The following is a 24,665-nucleotide window of genomic DNA, read 5'->3' as shown; positions in this document are numbered from 1 at the left end:
GCACGCATATCCTGACCGAACCACCTGCCTGACTGCCTGCCCGCCCGAGGAGCGCCCATGACCGCCGCCGCAGCCACCCGCATCGCGATCGTCACCGGCGCGAGCAGCGGTATCGGCGCCGCCACCGCCCGCGGCCTCGCCGCCGCGGGCTACCGCGTCGTCCTCACCGCGCGCCGCAAGGACCGCATCGAGGCGCTCGCCGCCGAGCTGACCGACGCCGGACACGACGCGGTCGCGTACGCCCTCGACGTCACCGACCGCGCGGCCGTGGACGAGTTCGCCACCGCGTTCCGCAAGATCGCGGTCCTGGTGAACAACGCGGGCGGCGCGTTGGGCGCGGACCCCGTGGCGAGCAGCGACCCGGCGGACTGGCGCCAGATGTACGAGACGAACGTCATCGGCACGCTCAACGTCACCCAGGCCCTCCTGCCCGCCCTCACCGCGAGCGGCGACGGCACGGTGGTCGTCCTGTCGTCGACCGCCGGGCACGGCACGTATGAGGGGGGCGGCGGCTACGTGGCCGCGAAGCACGCCGAGCACGTACTCGCCGAGACCCTCCGCCTGGAGATCGTCGGCACGCCGGTCCGCGTCATCGAGGTCGCCCCCGGCATGGTCAAGACGGACGAGTTCGCCCTGACCCGCTTCGGCGGCGACGCCGACAAGGCCGCGAAGGTCTACGCGGGCGTCGCCGAGCCGCTCACCGCGGACGACGTGGCGGACACGATCACGTGGGCGGTCACACGGCCTCCGCACGTCAACATCGACCTTCTGGTGGTCCGCCCCCGCGCCCAGGCCTCCAACAGCAAGGTCCACAGGGAGTCCTGACGATGCGCCTTCCCGGCGACGACCCCGGCCGCCCCGCGTACTCCGCGGACTCCTCCGACCCCCTGGAACGCCTCACCCACGAACACGAGGCCCGCTCGCTCGCCGCAGAGGCGAAGAACGAACGCCTGGTGTGGTGGTACCTGGCGTACTTCCTCTTCGGCATCCACATCGTCGCGTTCATCATGATCTACGCGGTCACCCACGCGAAGTGACGGACGGCGGACGCTCCGCGTGAACCTCAGCCCTTCACGCAGACGACCTGCTTCAGCTTCGCCACGACCTGGACGAGGTCCCGCTGCTGGTCGATGACCTGCTCGATCGGCTTGTACGCGCCCGGGATCTCGTCCACGACGCCTGAGTCCTTGCGGCACTCGACGCCCCGCGTCTGCTCCTCCAGGTCCTTCGTCGAGAAGCGGCGCTTCGCCGCGCCCCGGCTCATCCGGCGGCCCGCGCCGTGCGAGGCCGAGTTGTAGGACGCCTCGTTGCCGAGACCCTTCACGATGTACGAGCCGGTGCCCATGGAGCCCGGGATGATGCCGTAGTCCCCGCTGCCGGCACGGATCGCGCCCTTCCGGGTGACCAGCAGGTCCATCCCTTCGTAGCACTCCTCGCTGACGTAGTTGTGGTGGCAGGAGATCTCCTGCTCGAACGTCGGCCTGGCCTTCTTGAACTCCTTGCGGACCACGTCCTTGAAGAGCGCCATCATGATCGCGCGGTTCTTCTTCGCGTACTCCTGGGCCCAGAACAGGTCGGTACGGTACGCCGCCATCTGCGGGGTGTCCGCAATGAAGACCGCGAGGTCCCGATCGACAAGGCCCTGGTTGTGGGCGAGCCCCTGCGCCACCCCGATGTGGTGGTCGGCGAGCTCCTTGCCGATGTTGCGGGAGCCGGAGTGCAACATCAGCCAGACCGAACCTGACTCATCCAGGCAGAATTCGATGAAGTGGTTTCCTCCGCCGAGCGTTCCCATCTGCTTCGACGCACGCTCATGACGAAACTTGACCGTTTCGGCGATCCCGTCGAACCGCCCCCAGAAGTCGTCCCACCCAGCCGTGGCCATCCCATGGAAGCGCCCCGGCCCCACGGGGTCCTCGTGCATGCCCCGCCCCACCGGAATCGCCTGCTCGATCTTCGACCGCAGCCGCGAGAGGTCACCGGGAAGATCGTTCGCGGTCAGGGACGTCTTGACCGCCGACATGCCGCAGCCGATGTCCACGCCGACCGCCGCCGGGCACACCGCGCCACGCATGGCGATCACCGAGCCGACCGTCGCGCCCTTGCCGTAGTGGACGTCCGGCATGACCGCCAGGCCCTTGATCCACGGCAGCGTGGCCACGTTCTGGAGCTGGCGCATCGCCGAGTCCTCGACCGTGGCCGGATCCGTCCACATCCGTATCGGAACCTTCGCCCCGGGAACCTCTACATACGACATATCGTCCTCATTCCCCCGTAAACAACTACAAGCCTAGAAGCGCAAATACCGGCGCCAAGGTCAACGAAAGGGGTGACGGACCGGCGTCCACGGCAGCGCGTGCGATACACATTGTGTCCACCGGCCGCCCACCAGCGGCAACCCATTAACCAGGCAGAGCCAGGCGAGAGGAGCCATACGGTGCAGCTGAAGGCCAAGGCCTGTGTACCGGGCGTCGCCGCGCTCCTCGCGGTCGTGCTGACCGGCTGCAGCGGCGGGTCCGGCAGCGATGACGGGAGCGACGACTCCAAGCCGGGCGACAGCGGAAGCGCGAACGCCCCGGCGCAGCCCGGCAAGTACCGCACCCTCCCGGAGCCCTGTGGCGAGGTCGACGAGGACACCCTCGACTCGATGCTGCCCGGCATCCCGGAGATGACGGACCCCGAGCAGCGCGAGAAGGCGTACGAGGGCACGCCGACGGTGACGTACGACACGGACCGCCGTGTGGGCTGCAACTGGAAGATCGAGTCGACCGGCGCCTCGCACCACCTGCTCATCGACTTCGAGCGCGTCGTGTCGTACGACGGCTCGGTCAGCGACGACGCGCGCGCCGCGGAGGTCTACGCCACGAAGCTGCGCGAGGCGGGCCTCTCCCGCCCGTCCGACGCGCCCACGGAGGGCACAGAGAGCCCGAAGAGCACAGAGAGCACCAAGGGCGGCGCGAGTGAGAGCCCGGACAAGGACGACAAGGACGACAAGGGTGAGGGTGAGAAGGCCGGTGCCAAGCCGCAGGGCGGCAAGAACGCCCGCTTCCTCGACGGCACCGCCTCCTCCGAGCCCGCGACCCCGCCCCCCGGCCTGGAGCCCCGCACCCTCTCCGACCTCGGCGACGAGGCGTTCCTCGACGACGTCCTCACCACCGCCACCTCCGCCTCCCGTCACCGCACCGTGACTGTGGTGTTCCGCACGTCGAACGTCATCGTGACCATCGAGTACGACGAGCAGCCCGGCCGTCGCACGGATGTCCCCGACAGCAAGGAAATGCAGGACAAAGCGCAGGACCTGGCCGACAGCCTGGCCGGCGAGTTCGACGAGTAGGGAGCGGCCGGGGCGGGCAAGGGCGGGGCCCCCGCTCCCCTGAAGCGGAGTCGTCCGCCGTCCCATGCGCGTACCGTGGCCCCTCGGACCCGACGACGTCACGAGACGAACTGGACGTCACGAGACGAACAGAGTGAAGGAACCATGCACCGACCTGCACAGCGAAAGCGACAGCTCCGCAGCCGCCTCCTCGTCTGCGCGGCCGCCGTACCGGTGATCCTCGTCGCCGGCTGCTCCTCCGACTCCGGCTCCGACTCCGGATCCGACGCGTCGAAGAAGGACTCGGGCGCCAAGGCCTCCGCGTCGGCCAAGTCCGGCGACGAGTCCGAGAGCGTGGAGAAGGCCGCGTACGCCAAGCTTCCCGAGCCCTGCGACGTCCTGTCGAAGAAGACGCTCGAGGACCTCGTGCCGCAGGCGAAGGACAAGTCCGGCAAGGCCGGCACGTCCAGCGACACTGCGCTGCGCGGCAGCTGCTCCTGGGACAGCCTCGACAACAACGGCGTGGACGGTTCGCAGTTCCGCTGGCTGCGCGTCTCGCTGATGCGTTTCGAGTCGGACGCGTCGCTGGGCAGTGGCGCCAAGCGCGCGCAGGACAGCTTCGCGAAGCAGGTCGCCGACGCGCAGGCGACGAAGGACGCGAAGAACGTCAAGGCGGAGCCGGTGCAGGGTGTCGGCGAGCAGGCGACGCTCGTGCGGTACGACCTGAAGAAGGACAAGGACACCTTCAAGCAGCAGACGTTCGTGACGCGCGTGGAGAACGCGGTCATCACCGTCGACTTCAACGGTGCGGGCCTCGCGGGCGACAAGACCCCGGACGCGGGCAAGCTGGGCAAGGACGCGCAGAAGGCCGCGAAGGAGGCCGCCGACGCGGTCGTCGCGGCCAACGGGGGCGGCGGCAAGGCGTCGTCGGGCGCGAGCGAGAAGCCGAAGACGGACGACAAGAAGTCGGACGACAAGAACTCCGAGGACGCGAAGTCCGATGACAAGAAGTCGGACGACGCCACGTCCGACGACTCCACGGCCGACGACTCCGACGCCAAGAAGAAGAGCGGCAGCAGCAAGTCCTGACGCTCCCGCACATGCCCAACACCCGCTGTCAACAGGCGGGTTGACGGAGCCCGGCCCCTCACGGGCCGGGCTCCCGGCGTACCGGCACACGCCCCCGCACACCTACCGGCACACAGCGTTCCGCACGTATGTGCCAGGCTGTCGCTCGCACTACGGCGCCGCACGGCGCCACCAGCCGTCACAAGCCGATTCAAGCCGACACACGGTCTTGCACAGGGAGGGGTTCGCGGGTGGCCGCGATGCAGCTGACACGCACGCACCGGATACTCATCGGAGTGGTCGTCGCCGGAGCGGTCGTCATCGCCGGGATCGGCTTCGCGGGGTCGTACGCGGCCGTGCGCGAGCTCGCCGAGGAGAAGGGGTTCGGCGACTTCTCGGTGGTCTTCCCCATCGGCGTCGACGCGGGCATCTGCGTGCTGCTCGCCCTGGACCTCCTGCTGACCTGGCTCCGCATCCCCTTCCCGCTGCTGCGCCAGACGGCGTGGCTGCTGACGGCGGCGACGATCGCGTTCAACGCGGCGGCGGCCTGGCCCGACCCGCTGGGCGTGGGCATGCACGCGGTGATCCCTGTGCTGTTCGTCGTGGCCGTCGAGGCGGCGCGGCACGCGGTGGGCCGGATCGCGGACATCACCGCCGACAAGCACATGGAGGGCGTGCGTCTGACGCGCTGGCTGCTCTCCCCCGTCCCCACGTTCAAGCTGTGGCGCCGCATGAAGCTGTGGGAACTGCGGTCGTACGAGCAGGTCATCAAGCTCGAACAGGAGCGCCTCGTCTACCAGGCGCGCCTCCAGGCCCGTTTCGGCCGCGGCTGGCGCCGCAAGGCGCCGGTGGAGTCCCTGATGCCGCTGCGTCTGGCCCGGTACGGCGTTCCGCTCGCCGAGACGGCCCCGGCGGGCCTGGCGGCGGCGGGCATCGACCCGGTCCTGCTCCCGCCCGCCCCGCAGACCTCGCAGGTCTCGCAGGTCTCGATGACCAAGGCGCCCGAGGCGGAGTCACCGCAGCACCCCCAGCTCACCGCGGCCCCGGAGCCCGAGCAGGCACCCGCCCCGTCCCCCGCCCAGCCGCCCCAGTCGGACCCGGACCCGGAGCCGGAGCCGGAGCAGTCCGCGCCCCCGGAGGAAGCCCTCCCGATCGCGAACCACGCGAGCCCCTGGTTCGCGGCGCACAACGCGTCGTACGCCCCCGTGGCCCCGTACGACGAGTGGTACGCGGAGCAGGAGCGGCAGCAGGCGCCCGACGGACCGCCCCACGCCCAGGAGGAACAGCAGCCGTTCCCCGTCCCGAACGGCGCGGGCGGCACCCGGCCCCTCGGCGACGGCGCCGAACAGCAGCCCCAACTCCCCTTCCAGGGCCCGGCCCAGGACCAGGCCCCGGTCCAGGGTCCGGCCCCCGCCCCGGCCCCCACCGACGAGGACCTGTACCAGGTGTTCCGGCACTCGATAGAGGGCGAGGGCATGCCGACTCCGGGCGCGTTCGCGGCGAACGCGGAGGCGGCGTTCGGTCTGCGTCTCCAGTCCCGTGAGCTGAACAACTACATGGACCGCTTCACGGCCCGCCTGGAGAACGAACTGATGGAAGACCACATCGCGTAGTCACCCGGCGGAGAGCGCGGGCAGGCGGAAGGCGCGGGCTCAGGCCCGTGCCTTCCGCCTTTTCTTCGCCGTCTCGCCGTAGACCGCGAGGGCCACGCCCACCACGATGAGCGCGGCGTAGAGGGGCGTGGGCACGTCCCACCACTTCTTCAGCATCCCCCAGGGCTCGTCCCCGAAGGTCCGTCCCGCGACGCCGAGTGCTCCCTGGATGCCGACGACCCAGCCGACGATGGCGATGATTTCTTTCATACGTCCACCATCGGCCGGGAATCGGCCGTTCACGTCCTGCCTCCGGCCGAACCGGAGGTAGTCCGAAGGATGCAGCGGGCGCCGCCCGCGAGCGGTCCTACGCGGCCAGCAGCTTGCGCACGCGGTCCGCGCCGACCGCGAGGAGCAGCGTGGGCAGGCGCGGACCGGTCTCGCGGGTGACCAGGAGGCGGTAGAGCAGGGCGAAGAAGGAGCGCTGGGCGACCTTGATCTCCGCCGGGAGCTCCTTCGCCGTCGCGTCCGCGGAGAAGCCCGCCTGCACCTTCGGCACGCCGTAGACGAGGTGGGTGAGGCCGTCCAGGGACCAGTGCGAGTCGAGGCCCTCGAGAAGCAGCCTCAGCGATTCGCGGCCCGCGTCGTCCAGGGAGGCCAGCAGCTCCGTGTCCGGCTCGGAGCGGACGATGGTGCGGGCCTCGGCCGGGACCTGGGTGGTGATCCAGTTCTCGGCGCGGTCGAGGCGCGGCCGGGTCTCGTCGAGGGACGTGATCGGGTCGGAGGGGTCCAGGTCCCGCAGGATGCGCAGCGTCTGGTCCTCGGCGCCGGCGGTGATGTCGGCGACGGAGGCCAGCGTGCGGTACGGCAGGGGGCGCGGGGTGCGCGGCAGCTCGCCGGCGGCCGTGCGGACGGCCCGCGAGTGGGCTGCGGCGTCCGCGGGCAGCGCGGAGCCGTCGGCGACCTTCGCCTCCAGCTTGTCCCACTCGTCGTAGAGCCGCTGGATCTCCTGGTCGAAGGCGATCTTGAAGGACTGGTTGGGCTTGCGGCGCGCGTACAGCCAGCGCAGCAGCGGCGCCTCCATGATCTTCAGGGCGTCGGCCGGGGTGGGCACGCCGCCCTTGGAGGACGACATCTTGGCCATGCCCGAGATGCCCACGAAGGCGTACATGGGGCCGATGGGCTGCACGCCGTCGAAGATCTGGCGGACGATCTGGCCGCCGACGACGAAGGAGGAGCCCGGGGACGAGTGGTCGACGCCGGACGGCTCGAAGACGACGCCCTCGTACGCCCAGCGCATCGGCCAGTCGACCTTCCAGACCAGCTTGCCGCGGTTGAACTCGCTCAGCAGGACCGTCTCGCCGAAGCCGCACGCCGTGCAGGTGTAGACGAGCTCGGTGGTCTCGTCGTCGTAGGAGACGACGGTCGTCAGGTCCTTCTCGCACTGGCCGCAGTACGGCTTGTACGGGTAGTACCCGCCGGTGCCGCCGCTGCCGTCGTCCTCGGAGGCCGCGCCGGACCCCTCGGCGGCCTCCAGCTCGGCCTCGTCGACGGGCTTCTGCTGCTGCTTGCCCTTGCCGGCCTTGGCGGGGTCCTTCTTGGTGCGGTACTGGTCGAGGATCGCGTCGATGTCGCCGCGGTGCTTCATGGCGTGCAGAATCTGCTCGCGGTAGGCACCGGAGGTGTACTGCTCGGTCTGGCTGATCCCGTCGTACTCGACGCCGAGCTCGTCCAGGGACGCGGTCATCGCGGCCTTGAAGTGCTCGGCCCAGTTCGGGTACGCGGAGCCCGCGGGCGCCGGGACGGACGTCAGCGGCTTGCCGATGTGCTCGGCCCAGGACTCGTCGATGCCGGGGACGCCGGCCGGGACCTTGCGGTACCGGTCGTAGTCGTCCCAGGAGATCAGGTGCCTGACCTGGTATCCGCGGCGGCGGATCTCGTCGGCGACCAGGTGCGGGGTCATGACCTCGCGGAGGTTGCCGAGGTGGATCGGGCCCGAGGGGGAGAGTCCGGAGGCGACGACGACCACGGGCGCGGCGGCGCCTTCCGTGCCGTCCGTACCGTCCGTGCCGTCCTGTTTCGCGCCCGCGGCACGACGCTCCGACTCGGCGATGACCTCATCCGCATAGCGGGAGACCCAGTCGGTGGTATCGGTGCTCTGAGCCACGATCGGCACGCCTTTCTTCTACGTGTTTCTTCTACGCGAGTACCGCTTGACGGAGCCATTCTCCCAGGTCGCCCCCTAACCGCGAAAACCGCTTTTCACCGCGTGGGATACTCGGTTTCCGTAGCTTCAGCACACCCAGGCACCCGAGCAGAACGGCACCCATTCATGGCCTCGGTCACGTCCCTCACCGCCTCCGTCCACCAGCGCCTCGCGGACGCCCTCTCGGCTGCCCTGCCGGAGGCCGGCGCCGCCGACCCGCTGCTGCGACGTAGCGACCGGGCGGACTTCCAGGCCAACGGCATCCTGGCACTCGCGAAGAAGGCCAAGGCGAACCCGCGTGAGCTGGCCGCGCAGGTCGTCGAGCGGATCACGCACGGCGAGCTGCTGGCCGACGTCGAGGTGTCGGGCCCCGGGTTCCTGAACGTCACGGTCACCGACAAGGCGATCACGGAGACGCTCGCGGCCCGCGCCGCGGACGGCGACCGGCTCGGCGTGCCGCTGAACCCGCACGCGGGCACGACGGTGATCGACTACGCGCAGCCGAACGTGGCGAAGGAGATGCACGTCGGCCACCTGCGCTCCGCCGTCATCGGCGACGCGCTGCGCCACATGCTGGACTTCACGGGCGAGAAGACGATCGGCCGCCACCACATCGGCGACTGGGGCACCCAGTTCGGCATGCTCATCCAGTACCTCATCGAGAACCCGGGCGAGCTGGCCCCGGCCGACGAGGTCGACGGCGAGCAGGCCATGTCGAACCTGAACCGGATCTACAAGGCGTCGCGTGCCGTCTTCGACACGGACGAGGACTTCAAGGAGCGGGCCCGCAAGCGGGTCGTCGCCCTGCAGTCCGGCGACAAGGAGACGCTGGAGCTGTGGCAGCGGTTCGTCGACGAGTCGAAGGTCTACTTCTACTCGGTCTTCGAGAAGCTGGACATGGAGGTCCGCGACGACGAGATCGTCGGCGAGTCCGCGTACAACGACATGATGCCGGAGACCGCCCGTCTCCTGGAGGAGTCGGGCGTGGCCGTCCGCTCCGAGGGCGCGCTCGTCGTGTTCTTCGACGAGATCCGCGGCAAGGACGACCAGCCGGTCCCGCTGATCGTGCAGAAGGCGGACGGCGGCTTCGGGTACGCGGCGTCGGACCTCTCCGCGATCCGTGACCGCGTCCTGGGCCTGAACGCGTCGACGCTGCTGTACGTGGTGGACGTACGCCAGTCGCTGCACTTCAAGATGGTCTTCGAGGCGGCCCGCCGGATGGGCTGGCTGAACGACGACGTCACCGCGCACAACATGGGCTACGGCACGGTGCTCGGCGCGGACGGCAAGCCGTTCAAGACCCGTGAGGGCGAGACGGTGCGCCTGCAGGACCTCCTCGACGAGGCGGTGCAGCGCGCCGCCGAGGTGGTGCGGGAGAAGGCGCGCGACCTCACCGAGGAGGAGATCCAGGAGCGGGCGTTCCAGGTCGGCATCGGCGCCGTGAAGTACGCGGACCTGTCGACGTCGGCGAACCGCGACTACAAGTTCGACCTCGACCAGATGGTCTCCCTGAACGGCGACACGTCGGTCTACCTCCAGTACGCGTACGCGCGCATCAAGTCGATCCTGCGCAAGGCGGGCGACAGCGCGCGTCCCGCCGCGCATCCGGAGCTCGAACTCGCCCCGGCCGAGCGGGCGTTGGGTCTGCACCTGGACGCGTTCGGCGACACGGTCGCGGAGGCCGCCGCGGAGTACGCGCCGCACAAGCTGGCCGCGTACCTGTACCAGCTGGCGTCGTTGTACACGTCGTTCTACGACAAGTGCCCGGTCCTGAAGGCGGACACCCCGGCGCAGGTCGAGAACCGTCTGTTCCTGTGCGACATCACGGCCCGCACGCTGCACCAGGGCATGGCGCTGCTCGGCATCAGGACGCCCGAGCGCCTCTGAGCCCGCCGCGGAGCGCGGCTCCGAGCCTGCGCAGTCCCTCGGCGATCTCGTCGGGGGACTGCGTCACGAAGCACATGCGCAGGGTCGACCGGTCCGGTTCCCCGGCGAAGAACGGCGCGCCCGGCACATAGGCCACGTCGTGCGTGATGACCGTCCGCAGCAGCTCCGTCGTGTCGTATCCGTCGGGGAGCTTCGCCCACACGAACATGCCGCCTTCGGGACGGATCCAGGAGGACCCCTCGGGGAGCGCGTCCGCGAGGCCCGCGAGCATCGCGTCGCGCCGCTCGCGGTAGACACCGGCCACGTGCGCGACGTGCGCGTCCAGGTCCCGGTCGGCCAGGTAGCGGGCCGCGGCGAGCTGGTTGACGGTGGGGGTGTGCAGGTCCGCGGCCTGCTTGGCGACGGCGCAGGCGCGCAGGAGCCCGGCGGGGGCGCGCAGCCAGCCGAGCCGCAGGCCGGGCGCCATGACCTTGGAGAAGCTGGACAGGAGCACGGTCCGGTCCCCGGCGCCGGGGTACGTGGCGATCCACGGCACCCGCTCCCCCTCGAAGCGCAGCTCGCCGTACGGGTCGTCCTCGACGATCCACAGTCCGAGCCGTTCCGCGACGCGGGCGATGGCGGCGCGCCGGTCGGCGGGCAGGGTGCGTCCCGTCGGGTTCTGGAAGGTGGGGACGGTGTACAGGAGCTTGGGGCGGTGCAGGGCGACGAGGTCTTCGAGGGCGGCGGGGTCGATGCCCGCTTCGTCGCACGGCACGGGCACCACGCGGGCGCCGGCGAACGCGAAGGCCTGGAGGGCCGCGAGGTAGCAGGGGTTCTCGACGAGGACGGTGTCGCCGGGCTCGACGAGCGCGGTGGCGAGGAGCGAGAGCGCCTGCTGCGATCCGGTGGTGACGAGCACGTCGTCGGCTCCGGTTGGCAGCCCCCGGACGGTCGTACGGGCGGCTATGGCGGTACGCAGGGCGGGCTCGCCCTCGGTCGTCGCGTACTGGAGTGCTCGCTCGGGCGTCTCTTCGAGGACCGCGCGGAACGCCGCCGCGATGCCTTCGCCGTCGAAGAGGCCGGGGGCGGGCAGGCCGCCCGCGAAGTTGATGACCTCGGGCCGCGCGGTGACCGCGAGGATGTCCCGTACCGGCGAGCCCCCGACGGCCGCGGCGCGCGCGGCGAGCGGCGGCAGGGGGGCTGCGGTGCGGGAGGGCTCGGTGACGGTCACGGCGACGGCTCCTTCGGCTCTGGCGGCTGTGCCCGCACCCTAAGCACGTACGTGCGGGCTACACACGCCATTCCGGGATGCGGACCCGGCCGTTGCCGGTCAGCCGTCCTGCAGCTGCCTGGACCATTTGTCGGAACCGGGCGGCCAGCCGTAGGTGGGGCGCCCCTTCTTGCCGCTGGTGCGGAACGGCTTGCTCTGGTCGTCGATGCGCAGGGAGTCGTGCCGCTTGCCGCTGGACCACTCCAGCTCCAGGTACCACCGCACGTCGTGCAGATCGGTGTTGGCGATGATGAAGAAGACCTCGGGGTCCTTCTCGCTGACCTTGTACGGGAAGTCGCGCTGCCCCGACTGGGGTTTGACCTGCGGCGACCCGTCGTCGAGGTCGATGGAGAAGGACTTGGGGTCGACGTCGCCGCCGCAGCCGGTCGCCATCTGGAAGTTGTTCCAGGCCAGCGGCGCGCTGGTGCTCTGCACCCGGACGTTCATGTCCTGCAGGACGACGGTCTCGTCGCCCGTGCCCTGCACGGTGACCTCGATGAGCTGCCGGCCCGCCGGGACGGCGCCCAGGTCGCCGACCCAGCCTGCCGCGTCCTGCACGGCGGGCTGCTCCGGCACCTCGGAGGCCTTGCGGTTCACGAGGAAGTCCTGCATGCAGGGGTCGTCCATGGCGTACGGCCTCGTGCGCACCGTCACGGGTACGTCGAAGGTGCTGCCGCTGTTGCCGCCCGCGGAGGCCGGACCCTTGCCGGGGCCACGGGTGGTCTTGTGATCGGGGCCGCCGCTCCTGGAAGGCGACGCGGAGGCGCCGTCCTCCTTCTCGTCGTCGTCCTTCTTCTGGTCGTCGCCCTTCTTCCTGTCCTTGCCGGTGGGGGCGGCGTCGGGCGAGTCGCCGGGGCGGGGCGAGGCCGCCGCGCCGGTGTCCCGCTTCTTGCCGCTGTCGCTGTCGCCGTTCATGGCGAGGGCGACGGAGCTGATGCCGACGACCGCGGCGACGGCTGCCGCCAGGATGAGGGGGCGCCGCCTGTGGGCCGGGGAGCGCCGCGGCCGGTCGGTGACCGACTCGGCCTCGGCGTCGGGGTTTTCCCGTCCTGGTCCGGGGGGCGTCTGCGCGGGTTCAGGCCGTGCCGGCGCGGGTTCGGCGCGTTCCGGTTCCGCCTTCCTGCCGCGCGCCGCGTCCGCGAGGATCCACCGCCGGTGGACTTCGACGAGCTCGTCCGGGGACGCCTTGCAGAGGCGGGCGAACCGCTCCACGGGAGCGAACTCGGTCGGCACGGCGTCCCCGTTGCAGTACCGGTGCAACGTCGACGTGCTCATGTGGAGCCGCTTGGCCAGCACTCCGTAACTGAGCCCGGACCGGTCCTTGAGCTCCCGCAGCAGCTCCGCGAGAGTCGCCATCTCCGCCCTCCACCATTCCATTCACGCATTCCAAGGGGATGTCGTTCCCCCAGTTCAGAGCCGGTACGGACGTTCCGGCGTCCCCAACTCCCCCACAGCCGTGGCGTCCAGGGACCGCCACGGCACAAGCTGTGCCCTCCAGCTCATCCAAGCACTCCGCATCCGGCACACAGTAAGGACCAGCCATGCCCCTCACCGGTTCCCGGATCGCCCCCGTTGTCCGCAGCGTCACGGTCACGGCCCTGGCCCTCGGCGCCCTCTCCCTGACGGCCTGCACCGACGGAACCGGCATCCGGGACGAGGGCGCGGCGAGGCTCGTGGCGCGGACGACGGACCAGCACAGCACGGTTCCGCTCCCGTGCTCCAACCGGCGCACCGCACCGCATCCGGTTTCCCCGAGCCGCTGAGAGGAGGGGGAGACGCAGGTCACATCCGCTCTTGTCACATTCCGGCCGGGCTCGTCCGTCCTCACTGTGTACCACCGAGAATCACCGGCCAACGGCACAGGAGCACATCATGGAAGCCCGTTTGAACGTCTTCGCCAGCCCGTCCGCAGGCAAGGCCCTGAAGCACCTCACCGCGGTCGGCAAGGTCGTCTCGGACACGGGGCTGCCGGCCACCACGCAGGAACTGGTCAAGATCCGCGCGAGCCAGATCAACGGCTGCGGCTTCTGCCTCGACATGCACACCAAGGAGGCGATCGCCGCCGGGGAGAACGCGACACGCCTGCACCTGGTCGCCGCGTGGCGCGAGGCCAAGGTCTTCACCGACGCCGAGCGCGCCGCCCTGGAGCTGACGGAGGAGGGCACGCGCATCGCCGACGCGGCGGGCGGCGTATCGGACGAGGTCTGGGCCAACGCCGCCAAGCACTTCGACGAGGAGCAGCTCACCGGCCTGACGATGCTGATCGCCCTCATCAACAGCTACAACCGCCTGAACGTCATCGTGCAGCAGCCCGCCGGTGACTACCAGGTCGGCCAGTTCGGCTGACCCGCCCGGCACGGGGAGCTCCGGCCGGCTCACGCACCTTTTGGTGAGTACCGCACAAAAAAGTCGGTACTTGTCCGGCCTGTGGAGCCGAACGAGGATCGATCACGTACCCGGAGGAACGTCCGACGGGACGCCTCGAAGGAGCTCCCCCGTGCCCGACACCCCTGCGCACAGCCCCGTCTCCGTCCTGGGCCTCGGCCTGATGGGCACCGCCCTCGCCGCGGCCCTGATCAAGGCCGGGCACCCGACGACCGTATGGAACCGGACGGAGTCCAGGACCGGTCCGCTCGTGGCCCAGGGCGCCACCCCCGCCGCGACCGCGCGGGACGCCGTCACGGCGGGCGGCCCGGTCATCGTCTGCCTCACGACCAACGACGACGTACGCGCCCTGCTCGAACCCGAGGCCGACGCCCTCACCGGCCGCACCGTCGTGAACCTCACGAACGGCACGCCGGGCCAGGCACGGGAGTTGGCCGACTGGGCGGCGGCGCACGGCGTCACGTACATCGACGGCGGCATCATGGCCGTCCCGCAGATGATCGCGACGCCCGGCGCGTACATCCTCTACAGCGGCACCGACGAGGCCGCCTTCGAGGTGCACCGCCCGACGCTGGCCGCGCTGGCCGACACGAAGTGGGTCGGCAAGGACCCCGGCCTCGCCGCCCTCTACGACCTGTCGCTGCTCACCGGCATGTACGGCATGGTGATGGGCGTCGCGCAGGCGAACGCGCTGATCCGCAGCGAGGGCATCCCGGCCCGCGAGTTCGCGCCGCTCCTGACCGGCTGGATCGTCGCGATGACGCGGGGCCTGGTGGCGGGCGGTGCCGAGGCGCTGGACTCCGGCCGGCACCTCACGGACGTGTCCAACCTCGCCATGAACAAGGCGGCGTTCCCCAACTTCACGCGCGCGTTCGCCGAACAGGGCCTGCGCACGGAGCTGTTCGAGCCGCTCCAGGACCTCCTCGACCGCGCGGTGGAGCGGGGCCACGGCGCCGACGGCCTCTCGCGCCTGACGCTGCTGCTCGAGAAGGACTGACTCGGGGGGGGCGGCACAGCTACGGAACCAGCACCACCTTCCCCGTCGTCTCCCGCCGCTCGATGGCGGCGTGCGCCTCGGCCGCCCGCTCCAGCGGGAACGTCTGGACCGCGGGCACCAACTCCCCCTTCGCGGCGGCCTCCAGGGCGCGGCGCTCGTGCGCCGGGCCGTCGCCGGGGTTCTCGAGCAGGTGCAGCAGCGCGTTGGTGAAGGTGATGCCCCGCTCCGCGAGCACCTTCGGGTCGGGTTCGAAGGCGTCCTGCGACGACCAGCCGATGACGACGTACCGCCCGCCGTCGGCGATCAGTTCGAACGCGGCGGCACCCTTCTCCCCGCTCACCCCGTCGAGCACGGCGGTGACGCGCCGCCCGCCGCCGAGACGCTCGGCGACATCGCGCTCCCAGCCGGGCCGGTCGTAGTCGACGGCGATGTCGGCGCCGAGCGCACGTACGGCGTCGACCTTGACGGGCCCGCCCGCCGCGCCGACGACCGTGGCCCCGAGGGAGCGCGCGTACTGCACGACCAGCCGCCCCACGCCCCCGGCGGCGGAGGTCACCAGCACCACGTCGTCGGACCGGAGTCGGGCGACACCGAGCAGCCCCATGGTCGTGGCCCCGGTCATCACCATGGTCACCGCGGCCTCGAAGCCGAGCCCGTCGGGGACGGGATGCGCCTGCCCGACGTCGGCGACGGCCAGTTCGGCGTACCCGCCGGGGACCGCGCGCGGGACGACGACGGAACGCCCGAGCCACGCGGCGTCGACGCCGGGCCCCACGGCCTCCACCGTCCCCGCGACCTCACCGCCGAAGACCGCGGGCAGGTCGGGCAGGGGTGGCGCCATGTCGGACGCCTCGCCCCGGCGCATGACGGTCTCGACGAAGTGAACTCCCGCCGCCCGCACGGCGATCCGCACCTGGCCCGGCCCCGCGACGGGGTCGGGCAGGGTCTCGTACCGCAGGTTCTCGGCGGGTCCGAACTCGTGCAGGACGACAGCGCGCATGGTGTGCTCCTCGGAACGTGGAAACGTACGTCGATGCACACCACCCTCCGACCTCAACCCAACTTGAGGTCAAGGTCGTCCGGCCGCGGATCTCAGAGCTGGCGCGCGACCTCGGTCGCCCAGTACGTGAGGATCATGTTGGCGCCCGCGCGCTTGATCCCCGTCAGGGACTCCATGATCGCCCTGTCCCGCTCGATCCAGCCCCGCTCGGCGGCGGCCTCGATCATCGCGTACTCGCCACTGATCTGGTACGCCGCCACCGGCACGTCGACCGCGTCGGAGATGCGGGCGAGGATGTCGAGGTAGGGGCCGGCAGGCTTCACCATCACCATGTCGGCGCCCTCTTCGAGGTCGAGGGCCAGCTCCCGCAGGGACTCGCGGGTGTTCGCCGGGTCCTGCTGGTAGGTCTTGCGGTCCCCCTTCAGGGACGACCCGACGGCCTCCCTGAACGGGCCGTAGAAGGCGGAGGAGTACTTCGCGGTGTACGCGAGGATGGAGACGTCCTCGTGGCCGACCTGGTCCAACGCGTCACGGATGACGCCGATCTGACCGTCCATCATGCCGCTCGGGCCCACCACGTGGGCGCCCGCGTCGGCCTGCACCTGCGCCATCTCCGCGTACCGCTCCAGGGTCGCGTCGTTGTCCACGCGCCCCTGGTCGTCCTGGACACCGCAGTGCCCGTGGTCGGTGGTCTCGTCCAGGCACAGGTCCGACATGACGATGAGGTCGTCGCCGACCTCGTCGCGCACGTCGCGGAGCGCGACCTGCAGAATCCCGTCCGGGTCGGTGCCCGCCGTGCCCAGAGCGTCCTTCTTCGACTCCTCCGGCACACCGAACAGCATGATCCCGGCGACCCCGGCCTCCAGCGCCTCGACGGCGGCCTTCTTCAGGCTGTCGCGGGTGTGCTGGAAGACCCCGGGCATGGCCCCGATCTCCACGGGGTCACTGATCCCCTCGCGCACGAACGCGGGCAGGATCAGATCGGCCGGATGCAGTCGCGTCTCGGCGACCATGCGCCGCATGGCGGGCGTGGTCCGCAACCGCCGCGGCCGCGCCCCGGGAAACGATCCGTACTTGGTCACTGTCTCTCTCACCTCACGAAAGGTTCTGGTCCCGACTGAAAGTTCTCAGCCGGGACCAGGGAAATTCAGCCCGTCCGGCGTTTGAGGACGAACTCGGCGAAGCCGGTGATCAACGGTGCCGGACCGCTCAGGGTGCCGTACGCCTCCGACGCGAACCGGGCCGACGCTCACTGGGCCGCGTGACAGGGTCGCCCGCGTCCAGCGCCGCCGCACGCCGCGCCGTACCGAACTCCGCAAGGGCCTCGGCCAGTTTGTGGACCGACGGCTCCGGAGCCATCACATCCACCCGCAGCCCGTGCTCCTCCGCGGTCTTCGCCGTCGCGGGCCCGATGCAGGCGATGACCGTGACGTTGTGCGGCTTCCCGGCGATGCCGACAAGATTCCGCACCGTGGACGACGAGGTGAAGAGCACCGCGTCGAACCCACCGCCCTTGATCGCCTCACGCGTGTCCGCCGGCGGCGGCGACGCCCGCACCGTCCGGTAGGCGGTGACGTCGTCGACCTCCCACCCGAGGTCGATGAGCCCGGCGACCAGCGTCTCCGTGGCGATGTCGGCCCGCGGCAGGAACACCCGGTCGATCGGGTCGAAGACCGGGTCGTACGGCGGCCAGTCCTCCAGGAGCCCCGCGGCCGACTGCTCACCGCTCGGCACCAGATCAGGCTTCACGCCGAAGGCGACCAACGCCGCGGCGGTCTGCTCACCGACGGCCGCGACCTTGATCCCGGCGAAGGCACGCGCGTCGAGCCCGTACTCCTCGAACTTCTCCCGCACCGCCTTGACGGCGTTGACGGAGGTGAAGGCGATCCACTCGTACCGCCCGGTGACCAGGCCCTTGACCGCGCGCTCCATCTGCTGGGGCGTGCGCGGCGGCTCGACCGCGATGGTCGGGACCTCGTGGGGCACGGCGCCGTAGGACCGCAGCTGGTCGGAGAGCGAGGCCGCCTGCTCCTTCGTACGCGGCACGAGGACGCGCCACCCGAAGAGCGGCTTCGACTCGAACCACGACAGCTGGTCGCGCTGGGCGGGGGCCGAACACTCGCCGACCACGGCTATGACGGGCCGGCCGCCGTCCGGCGAGGGCAGCACCTTCGCCTGCTTGAGGACCTGCGCGATGGTGCCGAGCGTCGCGGTCCAGGTGCGCTGGCGCGTCGTCGTACCGGCGACGGTCACCGTCATCGGGGTGTCCGGCTTGCGGCCCGCGGCGACCAGCTCACCGGCGGCCGCGGCCACGGAGTCCAGGGCCGTCGAGACGACGACGGTCCCGTCGGACACGCCGACCTCGCTCCAGCAGCGGTCGGAGGCGGTACGGGCGTCGACGAAGCGGACGTCCGTGCCCTGCGCGTCCCGCAGCGGCACACCCGCGTACGCGGGCACACCGACGGCGGCCGCGATGCCGGGCACCACCTCGAAGGGGATGCCGGCGGAGGCGCAGGCGAGCATCTCCTCGGCCGCGTACGTGTCGAGGCCGGGGTCGCCGCTCACCGCACGCACGACCCGCCTGCCGCCTCTCGCGGCCTCCATGACAAGATTGGCCGCAGCTCGGAACGGCGTCGCGTCGGCGGTCATTGACGCGTCGTCAGCCGCAGGCTGGGGTGTGTCCACACCTCCCCTGGCGTGCACGCGGACGACGTCGAGCACATCCGGCTCGGCGATCAGCACATCCGCTCGGGCCAGCGCCTCGACGGCGCGGAGGGTCAGCAGTCCCGGATCTCCGGGTCCGGCACCGAGGAAGGTGACGTGCCCGTGTGCGGGAAGGCCGGGAAGGTTCGAGGTGGGGCTCAAAGTGCTCGCTCCCCCATCAGACCGGCCGCGCCCTTGGCGAGCATCTCGGCCGCGAGTTCGCGGCCCAGCGCCATGGCTTGGGTCTCCGTCTCGGGCACGGGACCGGTGGTGGACAGCTGCACCAGCGACGAGCCGTCGGTCGTACCGACGACGCCGCGCAGGCGCATTTCCTTGACAATCTGCCCGTCGGCCAAGAGGTCGGCCAGCGCGCCCACGGGCGCGCTGCAGCCGGCTTCCAGGGCGGCGAGCAGGGACCGCTCGGCGGTCACGGCGGCCCGGGTGTACGGGTCGTCGAGCTCGGCGAGCGCGGCGGCGAGTGACGCGTTGTGCGCGGCGCACTCGACCGCCAGTGCCCCCTGGCCGGGGGCGGGCAGAACGGTGTCGACCGACAGGAGCTCGGTCACCTCGTCGGCCCGGCCGACGCGGTTGAGTCCGGCGGCGGCGAGGACGACGGCGTCGAGCTCACCCTTGTGCACGTATCCGATGCGGGTGTCGACGTTCCCGCGGATCGGCACGGTCTTGATGGACATGCCGTGGTTGCGCGCGTAGGCGTTCAGCTGCGCCATGCGGCGCGGCGAACCGGTGCCCACGCGAGCGCCGTCGGGCAGCTCCGCGAACGTCAGACCGTCGCGCGCCACCAGCGCGTCGCGCGGGTCCTCGCGGACCGGCACGGCGGCGAGGGTCAGCTCGGCGGGCTGCGCGGTGGGCAGGTCCTTGAGCGAGTGGACGGCGAAGTCGACCTCGCCACTGGCCAGCGCCTCGCGCAGCGCGGCGACGAAGACGCCGGTGCCACCGATCTGCGCGAGGTGCTCGCGCGAGGTGTCGCCGTACGTCGTGATCTCCACGAGCTCGACGGGTCGCCCCGTCAGCCTCTGGACAGCCTCGGCCACGTGGCCGGACTGGGTCATGGCCAGCTTGCTGCGCCTGGTCCCGAGTCGATAGGCCCTCTCGGTCATGCCCGGCCTCTATTCGGGTCGTCGTTCTCGTTGTTCATGTGGTCGGCCCTGCTGACCGCCGCGACCGTCTGCGGGTCGAGGTCGAAGAGCGTGCGCAGGGCGTCCGCGTATCCGGCGCCGCCGGGCTCGCTCGCCAGCTGCTTGACCCGCACCGTGGGTGCGTGGAGCAGCTTGTCGACGACGCGCCGGACGGTCTGCGTGATCTCCGCGCGTTGCTTGTCCTCCAGGCCGGGCAGGCGTCCTTCGAGCCGCGCCATCTCACCGGCCACCACGTCGGCGGCCATGGTGCGCAGGGCGACCACGGTCGGTGTGATGTGCGCGGCGCGCTGGGCGGCACCGAAGGCGGCGACCTCGTCGGAGACGATGCCGCGGACCTTCTCCACGTCGTCGGCCATCGGGGCGTCCGCGGACGCCTCGGCGAGCGACTCGATGTCGACGAGCCGCACCCCGTCGATGCGGTGGACCGCGGCGTCGATGTCGCGCGGCATGGCGAGGTCGAGGAGCGCGAGTGACGCCGTACGCCCGTCGGCGGCGTCGCCGTCGCGCGCGGCGGCCGGCGCCGGCCCCTCGCCCTGCGCGTTCTCCAGCCACGCGGCGTGCTGTTCGAACCCGGTGGCGTCGCCTCCGGTGGTGCCGGCCTGGTCGGCGGAGGGCGCGAGGGTGTCACGCACGGCCGGCGGCGGGGTCGCACGGCCCACGGCGGCGGCGACGGCCTCGGCCGTGAGGACGAGTCCGGTCGCGCCGGTGCAGGAGACGACGACGTCGGCACGTGTCAGTTCGTCGGACACGTCGGCCATGGGGACGGCGCGTGCCAGGGCCTCGGTGCCGGAGTCCGCGAGGATCTCCGCGAGGCGCCGGGCCCGCTCCTCGGTGCGGTTGGCGATGACCAGCTCGCGGACGCCCGCGCGCGCGAGCGTCGCCGCGGCCAGCGAGGACATCGATCCGGCGCCGATCACCAGCGCCCGCTTGCCCTCGGCCCAGGCCTCCACGGGCGCGCCCGCGGCGAGCTGCTCCAGGCCGAAGGTCACGAGCGACTGCCCGGCCCGGTCGATGCCGGTCTCGGAGTGCGCGCGCTTGCCGACCCGCAGGGCCTGCTGGAACAGGTCGTTGAGGAGCTTGCCCGCGGTGTGCAGCTCCTGCGAGCGCGCCAGGGCGTCCTTTATCTGGCCGAGGATCTGGCCCTCGCCGACGACCATCGAGTCGAGTCCGCACGCCACCGAGAAGAGGTGGTGGACGGCACGGTCCTCGTAGTGGACGTAGAGATAAGGGGTGAGCTCCTCCAGGCCGACGCCGCTGTGCTGCGCGAGCAGCGTGGACAGCTCGGCGACGCCCGCGTGGAACTTGTCCACGTCGGCGTAGAGCTCGATGCGGTTGCAGGTGGCGAGCACGGCCGCCTCGGTGGCGGGCTCGGCGGCCAGGGTGTCCTGCAGGAGCTTGGCCTGCGCGTCGACGGACAGCGCGGCGCGCTCCAGGACGCTCACCGGGGCGCTTCGGTGACTCAGCCCCACGACCAGGAGACTCATGCCGGCATCACGGCGGGGACGTCCCCGTCGGGTCCCTTGCGCTGCTGCTTGGCGGAGACGGGCGGGACGGGCCCCTCGGGGGCGGCGTCCTCACCGGCCTTGCGCTGCTCGTGGAAGGCGAGGATCTGCAGCTCGATGGAGAGGTCGACCTTGCGCACGTCGACGCCGTCCGGCACGGAAAGGACCGTCGGCGCGAAGTTCAGGATGGAGGTCACACCGGCGGCGACGAGCCGCTCGCAGACCTGCTGGGCCGCGCCGGCGGGGGTCGAGATCACGCCGATCGAGACGCCGTTGTCGCTGATGATCTTCTCGAGCTCGTCGGTGTGCTGCACCGGCATGCCGGCGACCGGGGTGCCCGCCATCGCGGGGTCGGCGTCGATGAGCGCGGCGACACGGAACCCGCGCGAGGCGAACCCGCCGTAATTGGCGAGCGCGGCGCCGAGGTTGCCGATGCCGACGATGACAACCGGCCAGTCCTGGGTCAGACCGAGTTCACGGGAGATCTGGTAGACGAGATACTCGACGTCGTAGCCGACGCCGCGCGTCCCGTAGGAGCCCAGGTACGAGAAGTCCTTGCGCAGCTTCGCGGAGTTGACTCCCGCGGCGGCCGCGAGCTCCTCGGAGGAGACCGTGGGCACCGAGCGCTCCGACAGTGCGGTGAGGGCTCGGAGGTACAGCGGAAGCCTGGCGACGGTGGCCTCGGGAATCCCTCGGCTGCGGGTCGCCGGTCGGTGAGTTCGGCCAGTTGCCACGGTGCTCCTGCGGGTAGAGCGGGGCTGCAGGCGGTCACTCGTCCCCAGACCGCCCCGTCGAATGCAGGCTATGTCTTTGTGAACGCGTGCACAAAGATGGTGTCCGATTTGCCCGGCCAACGTGACCGGGGTCACGCGCTCCCGGCGCGCGATCGTGGAACCGGCGCACGGACGGCATCGTTGCTCATTTGATGGGGGCAAAACCGCACACTCTCCTCACGATCATCGCCCCCGAGACCAAAACCGCCCCAAAGCGTAATCGACTTCGCGGGCACTTTGGACTGACCGGTCAGTGCCGGACGGCCCTACCCGCCGAGCTCGCGCCGCAGCCGCGCCTCGTCCACGCGCCAGAAGGTGTGCTGCTCCCCGTCCACCAGAACGACCGGGATCTGCTCCCAGTAGGCCCGGTGGAGTTCCTCGTCCCGCGTGATGTCCTTCTTCTCCCACGGAGTGCCGAGCTCCCCGCAGACCTTCTCGATCACCGACTGTGCGTCATCGCACAGATGGCACCCCGGCTTCCCGATGAGTGTGACGAGCCGCTCCTGCGGCTTCTTCTTCTCCGTACGACTGCTGCTGCGACGAAAAATCGGACTCATGCCGCCATTCTCGCCCGCCCTCCCACGACCCGGACACAGAGAGTTCACAGGCCCGATTCCTCCCGACTCCGGAACCACCGAACAAACTGGCTATGCTCACCGCATGGCCGCTCTCGGATGGCTCACCCCCCGTAGGCGCTCCGCCACGGCGCGGAGCGTGTTGGCAGGCGAGGCCTCTGCCGAGGCCGCGCGCAAGTCCTCCCAGGAGCAGGAGGAGCTCGACGCCCTCGCCGCGCGGACCGCGCCCGACGAAGGCGAGCGGGAACCGGAGTTCCCCGTCGTCGGCGACGACAAGGCCGCCGCCTTCTTCGACCTCGACAACACCGTGATGCAGGGCGCCGCGATCTTCCACTTCGGCCGCGGGCTCTACAAGCGCAAGTTCTTCGAGCGCCAGGAGCTGTTCCGGTTCGCCTGGCAGCAGGCCTGGTTCCGGCTCGCGGGCGTCGAGGACCCCGAGCACATGCAGGACGCACGCGACAGCGCCCTGTCCATCGTCAAGGGCCACCGGGTCGCCGAGCTGATGTCCATCGGCGAGGAGATCTACGACGAGTACATGGCCGAGCGCATCTGGCCGGGCACCCGCGCCCTCGCCCAGGCCCACCTCGACGCGGGCCAGAAGGTCTGGCTGGTCACCGCGGCGCCGGTGGAAATCGCCACGGTCATCGCTCGCCGCCTCGGCCTGACCGGCGCCCTCGGCACCGTCGCCGAGTCCATCGGCGGCGTCTACACCGGAAAGCTCGTCGGCGAACCCCTGCACGGGCCCGCGAAGGCCGAGGCCGTCCGCGCGCTGGCCGCCGCCGAGGGCCTGGACCTGGGCCGCTGCGCCGCGTACAGCGACTCGCACAACGACATCCCGATGCTCTCCCTCGTCGGGCACCCGTACGCGATCAATCCTGACGCCAAATTGCGCAAGCATGCCCGCGAGCGGGACTGGCGGCTGCGGGACTATCGCACCGGCCGCAAGGCCGCGAAGGTCGGCATCCCGGCCGCCGCCGGCGTCGGCGCACTCGCGGGCGGCGCCGCCGCGGCCGTGGCCCTGCACCGCCGCCGCCACTGATTCCGCGCCCCACCACTGATTCCGTCGGTCCTACCCCGCTGTGCCGCCCGCCAGTCACGCCGGTAGCACTCGGCCACAACACGCCTCAGGCCGACACGGAATGTGAACCGATTCGATCAACAGTTGCTCACTCTGCGGTACTTGACCGGGCGTCAATCGGTAACAGAAGCGACGTAATCGATGATTTGAGCAACTGGGTGTAGCGCTGCCTGTACGAAGCGTTATTCTCCTCAGACGCATAACGGACCCCACACGTCGCTACGACGGGTGAATGGTCCCGCACTGCACGTGATGGAAGCTCTGCCTCTGGGAGTCCCGTGTACCCACACGTCGGGGTTGACGCCTCGGGCCTGGCTACGCTGCGCGCAACGGTCATCGACCGCTTGCGCGGCTTCGTCCCCACCGCGTACGCCGTCCCCGCCGTCCCCGCCCTTGCCGTCCCCGCACCCGCCGGGCCCTGCTACGCCCTGGCGAACAGCGGCGCGGCAGTCAGCAGACGGGCCCGTTCCGGTTCCGCTGCCGCCACCTCGGCCCCCACCCCCCGCCGCCCCGCGGCGGACAGCGACAGCGCCCGCATGATGGACCTGGTCGAACGCGCCCAGGCCGGCGAGTCCGACGCCTTCGGACGCCTCTACGACCAGTACAGCGACACGGTCTACCGCTACATCTACTACCGCGTGGGCGGCAAGGCGACCGCCGAGGACCTCACCAGTGAGACCTTTCTGCGCGCCCTCCGCCGCATCGGCACCTTCACCTGGCAGGGCCGCGACTTCGGCGCCTGGCTGGTCACGATCGCGCGCAACCTGGTCGCCGACCACTTCAAATCGAGCCGATTCCGCCTCGAAGTGACCACCGGCGAAATGCTCGACGCCAACGAGGTCGAGCGCAGCCCCGAGGACTCCGTCCTGGAGTCCCTCTCGAACGCCGCCCTCCTCGAAGCCGTCCGCCGCCTCAACCCCCAGCAGCAGGAGTGCGTGACCCTGCGCTTCCTCCAGGGCCTCTCCGTCGCCGAGACCGCGCGGGTCATGGGCAAGAACGAGGGCGCCATCAAGACCCTCCAGTACCGCGCGGTGCGCACGCTCGCCCGACTCCTGCCCGACGACGCCCGTTAGCGCTCCGCAGTGCCCAACTCACCTTCCGTGGCGGCCGGATGGGCGCCACGGAATTGTCGCGGTCCGATCATCTTTCGTCCGTAACCCAAGTGCCGCGACGCTCGTTG

23 protein-coding genes are annotated in these 24,665 nt (G+C 70.9%); 11 read left to right on the top strand and 12 right to left on the bottom strand.

Features of this window, described 5'->3' with window-relative positions:
• Window positions 1-57: 57 nt before the first annotated feature.
• Both DEJ47_RS21575 and DEJ47_RS21570 read left to right on the top strand, forming a co-directional pair.
• Window positions 58-825, top strand: a complete 768-nt coding sequence (locus DEJ47_RS21575) for an SDR family NAD(P)-dependent oxidoreductase (RefSeq protein WP_150170753.1) — start codon at window positions 58-60, stop codon at window positions 823-825.
• A 2-nt stretch (window positions 826-827) separates the two neighbouring features.
• A complete protein-coding gene (locus DEJ47_RS21570) occupies window positions 828-1,037 on the top strand; it encodes a hypothetical protein (protein ID WP_150170751.1) in 210 nt (69 codons plus the stop codon).
• 26 nt (window positions 1,038-1,063) lie between these two features.
• On the opposite strand, the gene DEJ47_RS21565 is transcribed toward DEJ47_RS21570, so the two are convergent.
• Window positions 1,064-2,257, bottom strand: coding sequence for an RtcB family protein (locus tag DEJ47_RS21565; protein WP_150170749.1), 1,194 nt, complete (start codon window positions 2,255-2,257; stop codon window positions 1,064-1,066).
• A gap of 180 nt (window positions 2,258-2,437) precedes the next feature.
• On the opposite strand from DEJ47_RS21565, the gene DEJ47_RS21560 reads away from it, so the two are divergent.
• The 3 genes from DEJ47_RS21560 to DEJ47_RS21550 all read left to right on the top strand — a co-directional run bounded on the left by DEJ47_RS21560 (window position 2,438) and on the right by DEJ47_RS21550 (window position 5,994).
• Window positions 2,438-3,334, top strand: coding sequence for a DUF3558 domain-containing protein (locus tag DEJ47_RS21560; RefSeq protein WP_317850828.1), 897 nt, complete (start codon window positions 2,438-2,440; stop codon window positions 3,332-3,334).
• A gap of 144 nt (window positions 3,335-3,478) precedes the next feature.
• Entirely contained in the window at window positions 3,479-4,402 is a 924-nt protein-coding gene (locus DEJ47_RS21555; protein ID WP_150170747.1) for a DUF3558 family protein, read from the top strand.
• A gap of 239 nt (window positions 4,403-4,641) precedes the next feature.
• The gene (locus DEJ47_RS21550) at window positions 4,642-5,994 is read left to right on the top strand and encodes a DUF2637 domain-containing protein (protein ID WP_150170745.1); all 1,353 of its coding nucleotides are present in this window, start codon (window positions 4,642-4,644) and stop codon (window positions 5,992-5,994) included.
• 39 nt (window positions 5,995-6,033) lie between these two features.
• Here DEJ47_RS21550 and DEJ47_RS21545 read toward each other — a convergent pair whose 3' ends face one another.
• Together DEJ47_RS21545 and lysS are read right to left on the bottom strand one after the other, a co-directional pair.
• Window positions 6,034-6,243, bottom strand: a complete 210-nt coding sequence (locus DEJ47_RS21545) for a hypothetical protein (RefSeq protein WP_150170742.1) — start codon at window positions 6,241-6,243, stop codon at window positions 6,034-6,036.
• A 97-nt stretch (window positions 6,244-6,340) separates the two neighbouring features.
• On the bottom strand, window positions 6,341-8,149 hold the full coding sequence (lysS, locus tag DEJ47_RS21540) for a lysine--tRNA ligase (protein WP_150170740.1): 1,809 nt from the start codon (window positions 8,147-8,149) through the stop codon (window positions 6,341-6,343).
• Between the two features lie 156 nt (window positions 8,150-8,305).
• Between lysS and argS the strand changes: the two genes are divergently transcribed.
• Entirely contained in the window at window positions 8,306-10,066 is a 1,761-nt protein-coding gene (gene argS / locus DEJ47_RS21535; RefSeq protein WP_150170738.1) for an arginine--tRNA ligase, read from the top strand.
• Here argS and DEJ47_RS21530 read toward each other — a convergent pair.
• Together DEJ47_RS21530 and DEJ47_RS21525 are read right to left on the bottom strand one after the other, a co-directional pair.
• On the bottom strand, window positions 10,044-11,276 hold the full coding sequence (locus tag DEJ47_RS21530) for a PLP-dependent aminotransferase family protein (RefSeq protein WP_150170736.1): 1,233 nt from the start codon (window positions 11,274-11,276) through the stop codon (window positions 10,044-10,046). The two genes, argS and DEJ47_RS21530, sit on opposite strands and share 23 nt — an antisense overlap.
• Before the next feature lie 99 nt (window positions 11,277-11,375).
• Entirely contained in the window at window positions 11,376-12,671 is a 1,296-nt protein-coding gene (locus DEJ47_RS21525; protein ID WP_150170734.1) for a helix-turn-helix domain-containing protein, read from the bottom strand.
• A gap of 185 nt (window positions 12,672-12,856) precedes the next feature.
• On the opposite strand from DEJ47_RS21525, the gene DEJ47_RS21520 reads away from it, so the two are divergent.
• The 3 genes from DEJ47_RS21520 (at window position 12,857) to DEJ47_RS21510 (ending at window position 14,697) form a co-directional block, all read left to right on the top strand.
• Window positions 12,857-13,078, top strand: coding sequence for a hypothetical protein (locus tag DEJ47_RS21520; RefSeq protein ID WP_150170732.1), 222 nt, complete (start codon window positions 12,857-12,859; stop codon window positions 13,076-13,078).
• 109 nt (window positions 13,079-13,187) lie between these two features.
• Window positions 13,188-13,661: a carboxymuconolactone decarboxylase family protein gene (locus DEJ47_RS21515; protein ID WP_150170730.1), complete on the top strand. Its 474-nt coding sequence runs from the start codon at window positions 13,188-13,190 to the stop codon at window positions 13,659-13,661.
• A 151-nt stretch (window positions 13,662-13,812) separates the two neighbouring features.
• Entirely contained in the window at window positions 13,813-14,697 is an 885-nt protein-coding gene (locus DEJ47_RS21510) for an NAD(P)-dependent oxidoreductase (protein WP_223828439.1), read from the top strand.
• 19 nt (window positions 14,698-14,716) lie between these two features.
• Here DEJ47_RS21510 and DEJ47_RS21505 read toward each other — a convergent pair whose 3' ends face one another.
• The 7 genes from DEJ47_RS21505 to DEJ47_RS21475 form a co-directional block, all read right to left on the bottom strand.
• Window positions 14,717-15,697 carry a zinc-binding dehydrogenase gene (locus DEJ47_RS21505; protein ID WP_150170728.1) on the bottom strand — a complete coding sequence of 327 codons (981 nt, stop codon included), beginning with the start codon at window positions 15,695-15,697 and terminating at the stop codon, window positions 14,717-14,719.
• A gap of 92 nt (window positions 15,698-15,789) precedes the next feature.
• Window positions 15,790-16,779, bottom strand: coding sequence for a porphobilinogen synthase (gene hemB, locus DEJ47_RS21500; RefSeq protein ID WP_150175775.1), 990 nt, complete (start codon window positions 16,777-16,779; stop codon window positions 15,790-15,792).
• Window positions 16,780-16,906: 127 nt separating this feature from the next.
• Entirely contained in the window at window positions 16,907-18,562 is a 1,656-nt protein-coding gene (locus tag DEJ47_RS21495; protein WP_150170726.1) for a uroporphyrinogen-III synthase, read from the bottom strand.
• Window positions 18,559-19,518 (bottom strand): hydroxymethylbilane synthase, encoded by a 960-nt coding sequence (hemC, locus tag DEJ47_RS21490; RefSeq protein WP_150170724.1) that lies wholly within the window; start codon window positions 19,516-19,518, stop codon window positions 18,559-18,561. Before hemC ends, DEJ47_RS21495 begins: the two co-directional genes overlap by 4 nt.
• Window positions 19,515-21,041 carry a glutamyl-tRNA reductase gene (locus DEJ47_RS21485; RefSeq protein WP_150170722.1) on the bottom strand — a complete coding sequence of 509 codons (1,527 nt, stop codon included), beginning with the start codon at window positions 21,039-21,041 and terminating at the stop codon, window positions 19,515-19,517. The genes hemC and DEJ47_RS21485 overlap by 4 nt, the downstream gene beginning before the upstream one ends.
• Window positions 21,038-21,793: a redox-sensing transcriptional repressor Rex gene (locus tag DEJ47_RS21480; protein ID WP_150170720.1), complete on the bottom strand. Its 756-nt coding sequence runs from the start codon at window positions 21,791-21,793 to the stop codon at window positions 21,038-21,040. The genes DEJ47_RS21485 and DEJ47_RS21480 overlap by 4 nt, the downstream gene beginning before the upstream one ends.
• A 305-nt stretch (window positions 21,794-22,098) precedes the next feature.
• Window positions 22,099-22,389 (bottom strand): glutaredoxin family protein, encoded by a 291-nt coding sequence (locus DEJ47_RS21475; RefSeq protein ID WP_150170718.1) that lies wholly within the window; start codon window positions 22,387-22,389, stop codon window positions 22,099-22,101.
• Between the two features lie 103 nt (window positions 22,390-22,492).
• On the opposite strand from DEJ47_RS21475, the gene DEJ47_RS21470 reads away from it, so the two are divergent.
• Window positions 22,493-23,446, top strand: coding sequence for an HAD family hydrolase (locus DEJ47_RS21470; protein ID WP_150170716.1), 954 nt, complete (start codon window positions 22,493-22,495; stop codon window positions 23,444-23,446).
• A 317-nt stretch (window positions 23,447-23,763) separates the two neighbouring features.
• Window positions 23,764-24,558, top strand: a complete 795-nt coding sequence (locus DEJ47_RS21465) for an ECF subfamily RNA polymerase sigma factor, BldN family (protein WP_150170714.1) — start codon at window positions 23,764-23,766, stop codon at window positions 24,556-24,558.
• Window positions 24,559-24,665 lie beyond the last annotated feature (107 nt).

Origin of the sequence: Streptomyces venezuelae, assembly GCF_008642355.1 — a bacterium.
GTDB lineage: Bacteria > Actinomycetota > Actinomycetes > Streptomycetales > Streptomycetaceae > Streptomyces > Streptomyces venezuelae_B.
The sequence above is the reverse complement of the archived record's forward strand: the minus strand, read 5'-3'. Positions and strand labels throughout refer to the sequence as shown.

Excerpts from the sequence above, each read along its gene's own strand:
- DEJ47_RS21575 (WP_150170753.1), top strand. The coding sequence starts at position 58 with ATGACCGCCGCCGCAGCCACCCGCATCGCGATCGTCACCGGCGCGAGC.
- DEJ47_RS21570 (WP_150170751.1), top strand. The coding sequence starts at position 828 with ATGCGCCTTCCCGGCGACGACCCCGGCCGCCCCGCGTACTCCGCGGAC.
- DEJ47_RS21565 (WP_150170749.1), bottom strand. The coding sequence starts at position 2,257 with ATGTCGTATGTAGAGGTTCCCGGGGCGAAGGTTCCGATACGGATGTGG.
- DEJ47_RS21555 (WP_150170747.1), top strand. The coding sequence starts at position 3,479 with ATGCACCGACCTGCACAGCGAAAGCGACAGCTCCGCAGCCGCCTCCTC.
- DEJ47_RS21550 (WP_150170745.1), top strand. The coding sequence starts at position 4,642 with ATGCAGCTGACACGCACGCACCGGATACTCATCGGAGTGGTCGTCGCC.
- DEJ47_RS21545 (WP_150170742.1), bottom strand. The coding sequence starts at position 6,243 with ATGAAAGAAATCATCGCCATCGTCGGCTGGGTCGTCGGCATCCAGGGA.
- argS (WP_150170738.1), top strand. The coding sequence starts at position 8,306 with ATGGCCTCGGTCACGTCCCTCACCGCCTCCGTCCACCAGCGCCTCGCG.
- DEJ47_RS21525 (WP_150170734.1), bottom strand. The coding sequence starts at position 12,671 with ATGGCGACTCTCGCGGAGCTGCTGCGGGAGCTCAAGGACCGGTCCGGG.
- DEJ47_RS21520 (WP_150170732.1), top strand. The coding sequence starts at position 12,857 with ATGCCCCTCACCGGTTCCCGGATCGCCCCCGTTGTCCGCAGCGTCACG.
- DEJ47_RS21515 (WP_150170730.1), top strand. The coding sequence starts at position 13,188 with ATGGAAGCCCGTTTGAACGTCTTCGCCAGCCCGTCCGCAGGCAAGGCC.
- DEJ47_RS21505 (WP_150170728.1), bottom strand. The coding sequence starts at position 15,697 with ATGCGCGCTGTCGTCCTGCACGAGTTCGGACCCGCCGAGAACCTGCGG.
- hemC (WP_150170724.1), bottom strand. The coding sequence starts at position 19,518 with ATGACCGAGAGGGCCTATCGACTCGGGACCAGGCGCAGCAAGCTGGCC.
- DEJ47_RS21485 (WP_150170722.1), bottom strand. The coding sequence starts at position 21,041 with ATGAGTCTCCTGGTCGTGGGGCTGAGTCACCGAAGCGCCCCGGTGAGC.
- DEJ47_RS21475 (WP_150170718.1), bottom strand. The coding sequence starts at position 22,389 with ATGAGTCCGATTTTTCGTCGCAGCAGCAGTCGTACGGAGAAGAAGAAG.
- DEJ47_RS21470 (WP_150170716.1), top strand. The coding sequence starts at position 22,493 with ATGGCCGCTCTCGGATGGCTCACCCCCCGTAGGCGCTCCGCCACGGCG.